This is a genomic window from Streptomyces sp. 2323.1 (assembly GCF_900221035.1).
GTDB lineage: Bacteria > Actinomycetota > Actinomycetes > Streptomycetales > Streptomycetaceae > Streptomyces > Streptomyces sioyaensis.
This window is the reverse complement of sequence record NZ_LT907981.1, coordinates 518,741-532,942: the sequence shown is the minus strand read 5'-3', so window position 1 is coordinate 532,942 and position 14,202 is coordinate 518,741. Positions and strand designations below refer to the sequence as shown.

At 73.5% G+C, this 14,202-nt stretch carries 13 protein-coding genes; 6 read left to right on the top strand and 7 right to left on the bottom strand.

What is annotated here, in order from left to right:
* The first annotated feature begins 80 nt into the window (after positions 1–80).
* The gene (locus CPH93_RS01800; RefSeq protein WP_006607892.1) at positions 81–623 is read left to right on the top strand and encodes a DUF4232 domain-containing protein; all 543 of its coding nucleotides are present in this window, start codon (positions 81–83) and stop codon (positions 621–623) included.
* A 136-nt stretch (positions 624–759) separates the two neighbouring features.
* On the opposite strand, the gene CPH93_RS01795 is transcribed toward CPH93_RS01800, so the two are convergent.
* Positions 760–2,187 (bottom strand): MFS transporter, encoded by a 1,428-nt coding sequence (locus tag CPH93_RS01795; protein ID WP_176969523.1) that lies wholly within the window; start codon positions 2,185–2,187, stop codon positions 760–762.
* A 250-nt stretch (positions 2,188–2,437) separates the two neighbouring features.
* Positions 2,438–3,394 (bottom strand): NAD-dependent epimerase/dehydratase family protein, encoded by a 957-nt coding sequence (locus CPH93_RS01790; protein ID WP_096211710.1) that lies wholly within the window; start codon positions 3,392–3,394, stop codon positions 2,438–2,440.
* Positions 3,395–3,591: 197 nt separating this feature from the next.
* On the opposite strand from CPH93_RS01790, the gene CPH93_RS01785 reads away from it, so the two are divergent.
* Positions 3,592–4,302, top strand: a complete 711-nt coding sequence (locus CPH93_RS01785) for a TetR/AcrR family transcriptional regulator (protein ID WP_093489561.1) — start codon at positions 3,592–3,594, stop codon at positions 4,300–4,302.
* 121 nt (positions 4,303–4,423) lie between these two features.
* Here the strand turns inward: CPH93_RS01785 and CPH93_RS01780 are convergent, their stop codons facing one another.
* The 5 genes from CPH93_RS01780 to CPH93_RS01760 form a co-directional block, all read right to left on the bottom strand.
* A complete protein-coding gene (locus tag CPH93_RS01780; protein WP_173909694.1) occupies positions 4,424–5,005 on the bottom strand; it encodes a hypothetical protein in 582 nt (193 codons plus the stop codon).
* A gap of 241 nt (positions 5,006–5,246) precedes the next feature.
* On the bottom strand, positions 5,247–5,918 hold the full coding sequence (locus CPH93_RS01775) for a response regulator (protein WP_093487853.1): 672 nt from the start codon (positions 5,916–5,918) through the stop codon (positions 5,247–5,249).
* Complete coding sequence (locus tag CPH93_RS01770; protein WP_096211708.1) at positions 5,915–7,231, bottom strand: sensor histidine kinase; 1,317 nt, start codon at positions 7,229–7,231, stop codon at positions 5,915–5,917. Before CPH93_RS01770 ends, CPH93_RS01775 begins: the two co-directional genes overlap by 4 nt.
* A gap of 10 nt (positions 7,232–7,241) precedes the next feature.
* The gene (locus CPH93_RS01765; protein WP_096211707.1) at positions 7,242–8,411 is read right to left on the bottom strand and encodes an acyltransferase family protein; all 1,170 of its coding nucleotides are present in this window, start codon (positions 8,409–8,411) and stop codon (positions 7,242–7,244) included.
* Positions 8,404–9,372, bottom strand: coding sequence for an alpha/beta hydrolase (locus tag CPH93_RS01760; protein WP_096211706.1), 969 nt, complete (start codon positions 9,370–9,372; stop codon positions 8,404–8,406). Before CPH93_RS01760 ends, CPH93_RS01765 begins: the two co-directional genes overlap by 8 nt.
* 653 nt (positions 9,373–10,025) lie before the next feature.
* On the opposite strand from CPH93_RS01760, the gene CPH93_RS01755 reads away from it, so the two are divergent.
* The 4 genes from CPH93_RS01755 to CPH93_RS01740 all read left to right on the top strand — a co-directional run bounded on the left by CPH93_RS01755 (position 10,026) and on the right by CPH93_RS01740 (position 14,201).
* Complete coding sequence (locus tag CPH93_RS01755; RefSeq protein WP_093487859.1) at positions 10,026–10,841, top strand: thioesterase II family protein; 816 nt, start codon at positions 10,026–10,028, stop codon at positions 10,839–10,841.
* Positions 10,838–12,439: an MFS transporter gene (locus CPH93_RS01750; RefSeq protein ID WP_231977142.1), complete on the top strand. Its 1,602-nt coding sequence runs from the start codon at positions 10,838–10,840 to the stop codon at positions 12,437–12,439. Before CPH93_RS01755 ends, CPH93_RS01750 begins: the two co-directional genes overlap by 4 nt.
* Before the next feature lie 269 nt (positions 12,440–12,708).
* Positions 12,709–12,972, top strand: a complete 264-nt coding sequence (locus tag CPH93_RS01745) for an acyl carrier protein (protein WP_096211705.1) — start codon at positions 12,709–12,711, stop codon at positions 12,970–12,972.
* Positions 12,972–14,201: a beta-ketoacyl-[acyl-carrier-protein] synthase family protein gene (locus CPH93_RS01740; RefSeq protein ID WP_096211704.1), complete on the top strand. Its 1,230-nt coding sequence runs from the start codon at positions 12,972–12,974 to the stop codon at positions 14,199–14,201. Before CPH93_RS01745 ends, CPH93_RS01740 begins: the two co-directional genes overlap by 1 nt.
* Position 14,202: the final 1 nt, after the last annotated feature.

The following is a 14,202-nucleotide window of genomic DNA, read 5'->3' as shown; positions in this document are numbered from 1 at the left end:
AGCGACGGAAGCGCCCAACCGGGCGGTGGGGAGGGCACCGCTATTTCTCCGGATGCCGGAGAAGAGGGAGTTGATGACTGATGACCATCCGTGGTCTGCGTACTGCTGTCACCGTCACCGCCGCCGTCGTGCTGGCTGCGGGGGCGAGTGCAGGAATCGCCGCCGCGGCGGGTCCGGCCGGATCCGGCGCGGCGGCTGCCGGCTCGTGCGGACCGGGGGCGCTGAAGGTCACCACCACCAGCGCGGGTTCGGACCAGGCCGGGATGAACCACGAGGGCACCTACCTGCGGGTGACCAACACCGGCAAGAGCACCTGCGCGATATCCGGGTACCCGGGGCTGGCGCTGGAGGGCGCCGGTCACTCGGCCATGAAGACCACCGTGCACCGCGGTGACACCTACTTCGCCCAGGACCCGGGCGCCCACCAGGTCACGCTCAAGCCGGGCAAGAGCGCCTACGCCGACCTCGTCTGGACGCACGCCGGCCCGTCCGCGAAGGCCAAGTACCTCCAGGTCTCCCCGTCGGGCGGCAACGCGCACAGCATCCTGGCGTTCGACAAGGACGTCGACGGTGCGGCCCTGTCGGTGACCGCCTGGTCGGCGACGCCGCCCGGCGCCTCCTGACCGCTGGCGGAGCTGCCGGGGGCCGACGCACTGCGCGTCGGCCCCCGGTGTGCGTGGGTTGGCCCGCTCGGCGGGTTCTGGCTGATGAGCAGGCCGCGGCGTACGGGCCCGTTCCTGGCGAGCCCCTGGCGATCCGCTACCTGGACGCCGCCGTGGTCGAGCTGTGTGCCGTGTCCGCCGGGAGCTGAGCGAGCTGGTTGGCGCGTAGCGCGGTGAGCATGCCGAGGGCCGAGACAGCAGCGAAGCCGAGCAGGAGGTAGCGCGCGGAGGTCACCAGTGACGGGCCACCCAGGTTGACCAGAAGGCCGGCGACCGCCGCACCGAACGCCGTCGACATCGTGAGCACGGTCGCGATCGCCGCGGCGGCCTTTTCGCCTTCCTTCTTGTCGGGCGTGCTGGCCATCGCAGCAACGGACAGGTGGGGCATGGCCAGACCGATCCCCGTGCCGGCGAGAAGAAGAAGCGGCAGCCAGGCGAGGACCAGCGGCAGTGACGCGTGGCGGTGCTGCAACAGCGCGAGTATGGCGAGCCCAGCCGTAAGGAGGCCGGGACCGGCAACCCGGAGCCGTCGAACGGTCCGTTGTCGACGTGCTGAGGAGCTGACGACTTGGCTTGCCGACCAGCCGAGCGACAAGGCGGCTCCGAAGAACCCGGCAGCGACCGGCGGCAGTGCGCCCAGGCGCTGACCGAACAACGGCAGGAACGTCTCCACGGCGACGCCGGCGGCGAGGAACGCGATGGTCAGGTAGACCCACCGCAAAGCCGAGCCGGTCTGGTAGGTCGGGCGCGGCAGGACTCGGACCTGGCTCCCTTTCTCCGTCACCGCAAAGGCCATGACCAAGGCCAGAGCCAGCGCGATGAGGACCGCCCTCATGGCCTCGTTCGAGAGGATCCCAGCGACGCTCACGGCAGCTGTGGCTCCGATGACCAGGAGCAACGAGCCCAGCGGTACCTGGACCGCCTCCGCCGAGGTCCTGCGGCTTGTGGGAAGTACCCGGGGGACGAACGCCGCCATCACTCCCGAGACGACCGCTAACACGACGAACGCCGGCCGCCAGGCTCCGAACTGGGCGAAGAGGCCGCCGAGAGTCGGGCCGACGAAGTTGCCGAGGCCGAACATGGCGGAGATCAACGCGCTGCCCCGTACCCACAGACGCGCCGGCAGCGCCGAATAGATGAGGGCGAACCCCAGACCGGTCAACAAGCCTGCCCCAAGTCCCTGCGCGCCACGGCCGACCAGCAGCACCGGCATGGTCGGACTGGCCGCGCAGACAACCGACCCAACGGCGAAGACGCCAAAGCCCACCAGGTAGGAGCCGATGTCGCCATGCCGAGAAAGAGTTCGGCTCACGAGCATGGTGGAGACAACTTGGGCGATCAGGAAAACGGTCATGTTCCATGCGTAGAGGCGTTCACCGCCGATCTCCGCAACCGCCGTGGGCAGCAGGCTCGCGGCCATGTAGATGTTGACGGCACCGACGAGGACGCCCCCGGCCAGCACCACGGCGGTGCCGAAATATCTCCCGAGTTCCCGCCACGACCCGACCCTCTGACTGTCGTCCACCTGCGACTCCGTCCCTGAGTTGCTCCGTTTCGGTCATGATGGCGGGGCGCGGGAACCCGGTAATCCGGCAAAACGGACGTAATCTGCGTCACATTTTTGGAGTGGGCCGGCTTGGTGGACGCACCTAGGAGCCGCGCACGCCCTCGCCTACGGCGTCAAAGAGGATGCCCCCCGACCAGGAGGGCATCCTCACCGTCCGCCGACGTCCAGGCGGTCATTGCCCAGCTCGACCGCTGCCCCTGAGGCGGGGTCAGTTCCGTGCGCCGGCCACCAGCGTGCGGTACCAGTCGAGTGTGGCGTCGAGGGTCGCCTCCAGCGGCGTCGGGCGGAGGCCGAAGGTGCGCTCGAACGCCGAGGAGTCCACGGTCTGCGGCTCGGTGTGCTGGTAGAACATCTCCGCGTACTCGTCCATGAAGGTCGCGTCGAACGGCCCGAAGGGGCGGGCCTCGGTGAGCACCACCCGCCGCAGGGGGCTGCCCACCCGCTCCTCGATCATCGAGTGGATCTCGCGGGTGGTACGGGCGGGCGCGGTGGGCAGGTGCCACACCCGGCCGTCGCCTGCCGGGTCTTCGCCGAGGGCGGCCAGCCCCCTCGCCACGTCCTGGATGGCCGTGTAGCTGTGCGGGAGGTCGATGTCGCCCAGCGCGAGGGCCTCACCGCCGGTCAGTGCGGCCGGGAAGACCGCGCCGCCGAGCGTCGAGTTGAGCACGCCGGGACCGACGAAGTCGGCCGACCGGCCGAGGGCGACCCGGGCCCGCCCCGCACGGTGGGCGGCGAGGTACGCCTCGTCCAACTGCGCCCGCATCATGCCCTTGCGGCTCGTCGCCCGCCAGGGAGTCTCCTCCGTCATCACCTCGCCCTGCGTCTGCCCGTACGGATACAGCGTGTCCAGCACGACCAGCCGGGCGCCGGTGGCCTCGACGGCGGCCAGCACCGCCTGCTGGACCCGGGGCATGACCTCGGTCTGCAGGTGATAGGCGACGTTCACGCAGTGGTACACGACATCGGCGCCCTCGACGGCGGCCAGCGCCTCCACGGGCGTGCTCACATCGGCGGCGCAGCCCTGCACGCCGTCGGGGGTGCCGTCCGGCGCCGAGCGGCTGACCAGCCGTACGGCGTGACCCCGGCGGGCGAGCTCGGCGGCGAGCGTGGTGCCGGCCGGGCCGGCACCCAGGACGGCATGGAGACGGCGGGCTGCAACAGACATGGCGATTCCTTCTCTGCGGGCGGCGGGCTGGATCGGATCAACGGCAGGTGAGGGCGGTGCAGGCTTTCGCCGCACACCCTCACTTCTGTTAGAGACCATAACTTCAGGGAAGGTGCATTGCAACTGAAGTGATGGCTACGATGAGCGAGGACCGCTCACCCATGGCCGTCCGCCGCCCCGCAACGCAGGAGGAGAACATGGCCGCCGAGGTACGAAGCCCCCGGGCGCGCTACCGCGAACAGAACCGTGCGGAGATCAAGACGGCCGCGCTGCAGCAGCTCGCCGAGGGCGGCATCCAGGCCGTGGCGCTCACCCGGATCGCCAAGGACATGGGCCTGTCCGGGCCGGCCCTCTACCGCTACTTCGCCGGCCGGGACGATCTGCTGAGCGAGCTGATCCGGGACGCCTACGACGACGTGGCGCAGGCCATCGGGCAGACCGACGGGGCAGCGGCCGGGGACGCGCGGGCCACCCTGCACGCCCTCGCCGGCGCCTACCGGAGCTGGGCCGTCGCGCAGCCGCACCGCTATCTTCTGATCCAGGGCACGCCGCTCCCCGGTTACGCGGCTCCGCCCGACACGCTGCAACGCGCGCGGGCCGTCCTGGGGCCGTTCCTCAAGGTGTTCGCCGCTGGCGAGCCCGCCGAGGCGCTACGGCCGGTCGTCGCCGAGATGACGGCGTGGGTGCGCAAGGACGACGGCGTCGCCGACTGGGTGGCCCAGCACACCGGACTGCCGCCGCACGACAAGGCGGCGGGCACCGCCCTCGCCGGCACGGTGCTGGCCTGGTCGCAACTGCACGGCACGGTCGGCCTGGAAGTGCTGGGCCAGTACGCCGGGATGGGGCATCGCGCGCCGACACTGCTCACCGCGCAGATCGACACGTTGGCGGACTCCTTCCGGCTCTAGGGGCGGATCCGTCGGACAGGCCCTGGGTGCGGAGCCTCCCGTGCACCCGGACCGGCCGGGCCGGACGTGCGAAGGGTGCCGCGCGCCACGGCACGCGGCACCCGGCCCGTCGGGCAGCGGCTCACTTCGTCACGTGCTGCGGCATCCAGTGGTGGACCGTGTAGTCCCCCTTCTGCAGGGTCTCGATGGGGGCCGAGCTCAGGCACTTGCCGACGCTGTTCTTCGGCAGGCGGTCCACGGCCCAGCTGTAACCCAGCCGGTCCTTCTTGCCGTTGTCCAGCACGGTGAAGCCGAACCGCTTGCCCTTGAGGTCCCCGATGTGCGGCAGGCCCGGTGCGTCCTTGAAGTGCGACTCGGTGACGATGCCGGTGGCGACGGCCACCGGGCCCCCGGTCACCAGGCAGTCGATCCGGCCCTTGAAGTGGCCGCCCCAGACCTTGCCGAAGTGATGGCTGACGTAGAACGTGCCGTGCGCCTTGTCCGCGAACCCGTGGGCGTCAATGCGGAAGTGGACGTTGTCGCCCGGCTTCCGCTGGAGCTTGGCGGAGCCGGTCAGGGACGGTTCGTCGGCGGTGTGCCGGGTGGCCTGTGGCGCGGTTCCGGCGGCCGCGGCCGGGCCGGTCGTGCCCAGGGTCAGTGCGGTCGCGGTGCAGACGGCGAGGGCGGTGGCGGCCGTGACGAACGGGCGGCGCATTCCAGGCATGGCATCCTCCTGCGGATGAGGTCGGCGCACACAACGGGTGTGCGGCGGGGAGCCGGTCCCCGCGGCACACCACACTTCCGTCCGCCGCGGCGCCGTACCTCGCTCTCCGGGAGGGTTCCGCTCCGCCGCGCGGTGGAACGGGACCGGTACCGGAGGACGATGCCGGGCTCCGATGCCGGTACCTGAGTCCGCCGCACCCGTCCCTGCGCGCTCCCGCCGCCGCGCCCCGCCGCCCGTCCGCTCAGTATCCGGCCGGACGGATCAGCCCCGTCTCATAGGCGAAGACGGTGGCCTGTGTCCGGTCGCGCAGGCCCAACTTGACCAGGATGCGGCCCACATGGCTCTTCACGGTCTGTTCCGCCACCACCAGACGCTCCGCGATCTCCCCGTTCGACAGGCCCTGGGCGATCAGTGACAGGACCTCGGTCTCCCGTTCCGTCAGATCGCCGACCCGGTCCTTGAGCGGGGCGCGCGGGGCGCTGGTCACCCGGGAGAACTCGGCGATCAGGCGCTTGGTGATGTTCGGGGCGAGCAGGGCGTCGCCGGCCGCCACCACCCGTACCGCCTGCGCGAGTTCGGCCGCCGAGGCGTCCTTGAGCAGAAAACCGGAGGCGCCCGCGCGCAGCGCCTCGTACACGTACTCATCGAGGTCGAAGGTGGTCAATACGAGGACCTTGACGGTGGCGCCGGCCGGTTCGGTGAGGCGGCGGGTGGCCTCGATGCCGCCGAGCCGGGGCATCCGGACGTCCATCAGGACGACGTCCGGGGCGAGTTCGGCGGTCTTGGCGACGGCGTCGATGCCGTCCACGGCCTGGCCGACGACCTCGATGCCCGGTTCGGCGTTGAGCAGCACGGTGAATCCCTGGCGGACCATCATCTGGTCGTCGGCGATCAGCACACGGATGGTCGTCATGGGGTGTCCTCGCCGGCGTCGGCCGGTGTTCTCGCAGGGGCGGGCAGCAGGGCGGTCACTTCGTAGCCGCCGTCCGGGGTCCGGCCGGCGGCCAGTTCGCCGCCGAGCATGGCCGTGCGTTCGCGCATGCCCAGCAGTCCGTGGCCGGAGCCGGGGGAGGGCGGGGCCGGGCCGTCCGGCGCGGTGTTGGTGACCCGGAGGGTGAGACCGGCGGACCCGTATCCGAGCTGCACCTGCACCGTAGCGCCGGGCGCGTGCCGCATCGCGTTGCTCAGCGCCTCCTGGACGATGCGGAACGCGGACAGCTCGGCCCCCGGCGACAGCGCATGCGGCTCGCCGGTGGTTTCGGTGGTGACGGTGAGGCCGGCCGCCGTCACATTGGCGATCAGCTCATCCAGCCGGCCGAGGGTGGGCTGCGGGGCGTGCCGTACGCCTTCCCCCGAGGGGTCCTCGGAGCGCAAGACGCCAAGCACCCGCCGGAGTTCGGTCAGCGCGTCGACGGCATTCGCGCGGATGCCCGCGAGGTTCTCCTTCAGCTCGTCGGTGGGGTCCGTGACGAGATGCGGCGCGACCTGTGCCTGGATGGAGATCACGGACATGTGGTGGGCGACCACGTCGTGCAGCTCCCGGGCGATCCGGTTGCGCTCCTCCAGCAGGGTGCGCCGGGCCCGCTCCTCGGCGGTGAGCTCCTCCTGCGCGACGAGCTGGCTACGGGCCACCCGGCGGCCGCGCAGTGCGGCGCCCAGGACCGTCGCGATGACCAGGAGCGAAACCGCCTGCGTCAGATTTTCGTGCTGCCCCTGGCCGAGGAACATCAGGCAGCCCAGCCCGGCCAGGACGTTGATCCCCAGCGCCTCGGCCGCGACCCGGGGGCGTACCCGCAGCGCCAGCAGGAACGCCGTCGCGGCCTGCGCGAGGATGCCGGGTTCGGTCCAGGGGAAGCCCGCCTCCCAGGGGAGATCGCTCCGAGCGGCGACGGCCCCGACGGCCATCGCGGCCGTCGACATCCACCAGGCCGGTATCGGACGGAACATGGCCGCGAGCAGCGCGGCCGACTGGCACAGCGCGAGCAGCAGCGCCAGGCCCGGCACCAGCCCGTAGACATGGGTGAGGAAGTCCGTGGTGAGGACGCCTGTCGCATAGGCGAGCACACCGATCACGGCATGCGGCAGCCGAGCCAGCAGGCGGGGCCTGCTCAACTTCGGCAGCGGATCGGCCGCCGCCGTCCACAGATCGTCGCGCAGCGTACGGGGCACCGCCAACAGCGCCGTCCGCCACCGCGGTTCCCCGCCCTTCACGCCCCCCGTGATCATGTGAACCACCCTAGACACGCCTCCCCGCCGCCGACAGAGCGGGGCGCCGCTCCGGTACGGCCCGGGCGCGGCCGCGCCGCCCCGCCCGGCCCTGCTCGTACCCGCGGAACGCGGCTCCGCACACCAGCAGCGCCACCCCGAACACCGGCAGCCAGGCCAGCCGGGCCAGCACCCACGAGACACCGTCGGGGGCGGTGTGCAGGCCGGGGAGGGGCCGGCCCGCGAGCAGGCCGAGCGCGGTGACCGCCATCATCGCGGTCTGGTGCCACAGGAAGACCGTCATCGCCGACAGGTTCAGCAGCGCCACCGGCGCCCAGACCAGGGGGCGTTGGAGGACCCGCCGCAGCGGACCGAGCAGCAGCAGGGCCGCCCCGCACTGGGCCAGGCCGAAGGTGACGGCCGCGAGGGTGGGCGGGTTGAGATTGGATATCCCGGCGCCGGGCACCCCGACCATGGCGGCCGGATACCCGGCCCAGCCGACGAGTCCGGCGGTGGCGGCGCCGCCACCGAGCAGCAGCATCCAGCCGGTCGTCCGGCCGCCCAGCCGGCCGCGGGCCCAGGCCGCGCCCAGGCAGTACGGAACCAGCCAGCCCGCCGGCACATTGAGCCAGCCGAGCCACTCCGGACCGCCCAAGCCGAAGCGGAGCAGGTCGATGTGGAGGACGACGGCCAGCGGCCACAGCGGGTGCAGCCCGGCGACCAGCGGGGTCGCCGCCGTCAGCGCGATGAAGACCAGCAGGAACCAGAGGGGGGACCACGCCAGTGTGCCCAGGGTGCGAACGGTCTCCAGGCCGGCCCCGGAGGCGAGCAGGGCGACCAGCACCACGCACCAGAGCAGCACGACGGCCGCCACCGGCCGGAACAGCCGGGCCGTCCGGGCGCCGAGCCACCGCCCGTAACTCTCGCCCCGGGCGCGGGCCGCGGCATGACTCGTCGCCGCCATCCGGCCACCGACGAGAAAGAAGACCGCCAGCGTCTGGAAGACCCAGGAGACGGGGGTGAGTTGCGGCAGGGAGTGCAGCGGGCTGGCGCCGTGCACGGCGCCGCTGTCGGTGACCAGGGCGGTCACCAGCCAGTGCCCGAGCACCACACCCAGGATGGCGAGCGCCCGCAGGGCGTCGACGCCACGGTCCCGGCCGTCTGGCGTAGCGGCGGCGATCCGCCGGGCGAGCTCACGCATCACGACGCTCCCCGGACGGAGCCCGGCCGGAGACGATCCGGGCGATGTTCCGCAGGGCGACGGAGCCGGGCGCGAGATAGTCGCTGTGGCCGCCGGCGCCCGCTGCGAAGACCCGGGCCCCGAAGGCGTCCGAGACCGGATCGGCGCCCAGCCCGAGCGTGGTGAACGGGAGGTCCAGCTGACCGTGCGGCACCTCGGCGATCCAGTCGCCCTCCCCCCGGCCGGCCCATACGGTCGCCCAGGTGTGCAGGGCCGAAGCGCTGTCGACCCCGGCGCCGGGGCTGCCGTACAGCACGAGGTTGGCCACCTTCAGCCCCGGCGCGGCGCGGCCGCAGACCACCGAACCGTAGGAGTGACACAGCACGGAGATCCGGGCCGAGGGCCGCAGCGCCACCATCTCGCCGAGGAACGAACGTAGTTGCGGGGCGGCCGATGCCGCGCGGCCGGGCGTGACCACCTCGGGGCTCACCGTGCCCGGCGTCTCGTACCCGAGCCAGGCGACCACGGCGGACCGGTCGTCCAGCGTCCGCCGGAGCGCCGTCGCGCCGGCCTGGAACCGTGCATAGGTGTCGAGGTTGGTGTCCGAGCCCGGCACGAGGACGGCGATCCGCTCGGCCCGCGCCAGATCGCCGAAGACCTCGGCGGTACGGCCCCCGCCCCGCCCGTCGAAGGAGAGGAACTGCCGCGCCGGGCCGGCCATCCGGCGCAGTGCACGGGCCCGTGCCCGGTCACCGTGGCCGTCGGCCATCCGGGCCGCCGCGCGGATGCCGGCACGGTTGACGGCATACCGCTCGGCGAGCGCGCCGGGCCCGGCGGCCCGCAACGGGGCGAGGGCCACCGGCGCGGGCGCCGGGACGGCCGCGGGGCGGGCCGCGCCGGACACGGGCACGGCCACCGAGGCGGCCACGAGGGCGGCGAGCAGGGTGCGCAGCAGTCGGCCGCTGCGCGGGCGGGACGCCATGAGGATCGGTCCTTCCGTCACGGAAGCCGGTCGTGGCTTCCGGGAGGAAGCTACGAAGCGCACCGGTTGGTCCACGTCCCGCCGTGGAGCGCACTTCCGGCCTAGCTCTGAAGTACTAGGGGGTGTCTCTCCGATCTCCGTGGGCCTGCGACGCTCCCCCAGCTAACGCTGGGAGGTGCCCCCAGGCACCGCACTCCCCCAGCTAACGCTGGGGGTGCCCCCACGCTGCGTTGTCACATCACCCACGGACACCCAGTCCGCGGGAGATGCTCCGCCTCGCGATGCACGGCACCAGACGCCGCAGGCTGATCCACGGAGATCGAAGAGACACCCCCTAGGGGTAGGGGGCGGCGGCCGCTGAACGGACGGCGCACGGCGGCCCGGTGCGAGGTGCCCCGCGCGCCTGGACCGGGGCCCGCTGACGGCGGGCGGCTGCCGCCGTTGGTGTCAGACGGGGCCGGCGCCTTGCGTGGTGTGTGGAGTGAGCGGGCGGGGGAGGGCAGGGTCGGCGTGGGCACCGGTCCGGGGCCACGGGCCCGTCGGCCGGCGGGCGGGGTGCCCGGCAGCACGGCCGCGCGCGGCTCCGCCGGGGCGGCCGGCGGCGCGGGGCCGGAGCGGCCCACCGGTGGAGCGCGAGGCGAAGGGCGTGAGTCATGGGTGTCGGTTTCACACAGGAGTCGACGTCGGTGCCGGCCGCGGCGACGGCGGTGCCGGAACGCGTCGTGCTGGCCGCCCGTCCGCAGGCCGCGCTGCGTCTGTACGCCGTACCGCCCGCCGGCGCCGGCCCGGACTGCTATCTGCGCTGGGCGCCCCTGCTGCCGCCCTGGATCGAGCTGTGTTCCGTGGCGCTGCCCGGCCGGGGCACCCGCGCCGGGGAACCGTCGCTGACCGATCCCGCGTATCTGAGCGCCCGGCTCGCCGCCGTGCTCGACGACTGGACCGACCCCCGGCCGTTCGCGGTCTTCGGCCACAGCGCGGGCGCGCTACTGGCCTACGAGGCAACCCGCCATCTGCGGCGCACCCACGGCCGCCCGCCCGCGCTGCTGGCGGTGTCCTCGCTGTCGGCGCCGCATCTCGACGCCTACACCGCGGACCTCCCGCCGCGCCTGACGGCCGGTCTGGCGGGCCTTCGTGAACTCGTCGGCCCGATCCCCGAGCAACTGCTCGCCGATGCCCGCCTGATGGCCGCGGCCTGCACCCCGCTACTGGCCGACCTGCTGCTGCTCCTGCACTACCGGCACCATCCGGAACCGCCGCTCCCGGTGCCCCTGGCCCTCTACGGCGGCGAGCACGACCCCGTCACCGGTCTGCGGCAGCTCCAGGCCTGGAACGACCTGGTCACCACCCCCGCCTCCGCACAGCTCTTCCCCGGCGGGCACAGCTATCTGCACACGGCGACAAAGGAACTGGTCGGCCACCTCACCGACGTCCTCGGCACCGTCATCAACCGCCCCGTGGCGACGGCATGACGACCACTGGGCCGGCCGGGCCCGCCCGGCGTGCGGGGGCGGCCGCCGTGGTGTGCCTCGGCCTGTTCATGCTCGGCCTGGATCTGACCGTCCTCAATGTCGCCGTCCCCGACCTCCAGGGCGACCTCGACACCTCCACCGCGCAGGTGCAGTGGATCGTGGACGGTTACGCCCTGGTCCTGGGCGGTACGGTGCTGGCCGTGGGCGCCTTCACCGACGCCTGGGGCCGGCGGCGCTCCTTCGTCTGCGGAGTGACGGTGTGCGCGGGCGCCTCGCTGGGCGGCGCGCTGGCCGGACACCCGTGGCAGGTGATCGCCGCGCGCTGCGTCATGGGGGCCGGGGCCGCGCTGCTGATGCCGGCCACCCTGGCGGTCCTCCACCACCTGTTTCCCGAACCCCGGCTGCGCAGCCGGGCGATCGCCGCATGGGCCGCGGTCGGCGGGATGGGGGGACTGTGCGGTCCGGTCATCGGCGGCTGGCTGGTGGAGCACTACTCCTGGCGCGCCGCCTTCTGGATCAACCTGCCCCTGGCCGGCGTCATCGTCGTCCTCGCCCTGGCGCTGGTGCCCGAGTCCCGTACGGTGCAGCGCGCCGGCTTCGACGTGCCCGGTGCCGCGCTGTCCGCCGCGGGGCTGCTGGCGCTGGTGTGGGCCATCACCGAGAGCCCGCACCGCGGCTGGACCAGCCCGGCGGCGCTGACCGGATTCGCCGCCGCCGCCCTGCTGCTGGCCGCCTTCGTCGCCCGGCAGCTGCGTACGCCCGCCCCGATGCTGCCGCTGTACCTGCTGCGGGTGCCGGGCATCGGAGTGGCGGCAGCGGCCCTGGCGTTGATGTCCTTCGCCATGTTCGGGGCGCTGTTCGTGCTGACCCTCTATCTCCAGGGGGTGCTGGGCTTCAGCCCCTGGCAGGCCGGTCTGCGGACGCTGCCGCTGCCGGGCGGACTGGCCCTCGGCGCGGTGTGCGCCGTGCCGCTGCGGACCCGGCTGGGCGGCCGGATCCCCGTCGTCGCCGGGCTGACCCTCGTCACGGCCGGCTTCGCCGTCCTGGCGACCACCACCCCCGACTCCGGCTACCCGCACTGCGCGGTCTTCCAGCTGGTCGCCGGCGTCGGCGCGGGACTGGTCGCGGCAGCGGCCACCGAGTCGGTGATGGGGTCGGTCGCCACCGAACGGGCCGGACTCGGATCGGCCATCAACGACGCCACCCGCCAGGTCGGCTCCGCCCTCGGCGTGGCGGTCCAGGGCTCCCTGCTCGCGGCCGTCTTCACCTCCCGGCTCAGTACGTCCCTGACCGGTCTGCACGCCCCCACGCTGGTGACCGCGGCGGCCGAACACAGCATGCTGTCCGTCCCCGAACAGGCGCGGCGCCTTCCCGCACCGCTGCGCGCCGGCGTGCTGTCCGCCGCCCGCAGCGCCTTCACCGACGCGATGACCCTCACCGCCGTCGTCGCCGGAGCCGTCACCCTGCTCACCGCCGCGGCGGCCGCCCGCTGGCTCGGCCGGCCGCCCCGCCCCCATGACGCCCGCCGCGCCACCCCGCCGGCTCCGCGCGCCCTGGCCGCGGACCAGGGACGAACCCCCGGCGCCCCGGAGCGATAAGCCACTCGTTCGGAGGTGCCTTCATGCCAGGTGCCGAAGGACACGGTCGGCGACAGTGGAAGGCGCGCGACCGACTGCGCACCGCCCCCGGTGCCGCCCGCCTGTCTGGAGCCGCGATGCCGCACCCCCGTCCGCACCCGCACGGCCCGGCGCGCCCCCGCGCCCGCGCACGGACGCGCGAGGGCTGTTCCCAACGGCGTCCCGCGCCCGGACGACACCGCGCCCGGAGCCCGCGGCCGGCACCACCCCCTCCACCGAAGGAGTCCTCCGTGCCCACCAGTACCGAGCTGATCACCACCACCCTCACCGAAACCTTCGACCTCGACCCGGCCGACGTCACCCCCGAGCGCACCTTCGAGGAACTGGGCCTGGATTCCCTCGCCCTGGTCGAGATGGGCCTGATGCTCCAGGAACGGACCGGCATCTCCCTGGACGACGTACCCCTCCAGACGACCATCGCCGGGCTGGCGGAGCTCATGGACCGGAACGAGGCCGACCAGGCCCTGACGGCCGCACCGAACAGCACCAGCTGATGCCCGGGCCCTGCCGCGAGGTCGCCGTCACCGGCCTGGGCGTCGTCAGCCCGGCCGGTATCGGCGCCCGGGCCACCTGGGAGGGGCTGCTCACCGGCCGGTCCACCGCCGCCCGGGACCCGGGGCTGGCGGGACTGCCGGTGGACATCTCCTGCCAGGTGCCGGACTTCGACACCGCGCGCCTGGTCGGCCGGAAAGCCGCCTGGCGGCTGGACCGCTTCGTCGCCATGGCCCTCCTCGCCGCCCGGCACGCCGTCGCCGACGCCGGCCTCGCCCCCGCCGACTGGGACGCCGCCCGCGTCGGCGTGGTCATCGGGACGGGAACGGCCAGCATGGAGCGCTATGTCGGCGAGTTCGCGAAGCTCGCGGCCGGCCGCCCGCTGGACATCTCGCCGCTCGCCGTCACCCGCAGCGTGCCCAACATGGCCGCCGCCGAAATCGCCCTCGACCTGACGGCCACCGGCCCCAACTTCGCGGTCTCCACCGCCTGTGCCTCGGGCAGCAGCGCCCTCGGCGTCGCCCGCGATCTGCTGCGCGCCGGGACCTGCGACATCGTCCTGGCCGGTGGCGCGGAGTCCGCCCGCCACCCCATCCCCGCCGCCTGCTTCCACCGCATGGGCGCCCTCTCCCCACGGGTGGCCGACCCCGCGGGCGCCTGCCGCCCGTTCGACGCCGGCCGCGACGGCTTCGTCCTCTCCGAAGGCGCCGCCGTCCTGGTGCTGGAACGCCCCGACCACGCCCGGGCCCGCGGTGCCCGCCCGCGCGCACAGCTGGCCGGCTACGGCGCGACCTGCGACGCCTACCACTACGCCGCCCCCGACCCGGAAGGCCGGGGCGCCGCGGCGGCCCTCACCGCGGCCCTGGCGGACGCCGGCCTGACGCCCGGAGACATCGACCATGTCAATGCGCACGGCACCGGAACCCGCCTGAACGACCTGGCCGAGGCCAGGGCCCTGCACGCCGTCTTCCCCGCGCCCCCGGCCGTCACCTCCCTCAAGGGCGCCCTCGGCCACGCCATCGGAGCGGCCGGCGCCATCGAAGCGGCGGTCACCGTCATGAGCCTGCAGGAGTCCACCATCCCGCCCACCGCCAACCACGAGGACCGCGACCTCGACATCGATCTGGACATCGTGGCCAAGGCCCCGCGCAGCACGCCGCTGTCCGCCGCCGCCAGTACGTCCTTCGGCTTCGGCGGCCAGAACGCCGCACTCGTCTTCCGGTCCGTCTGAC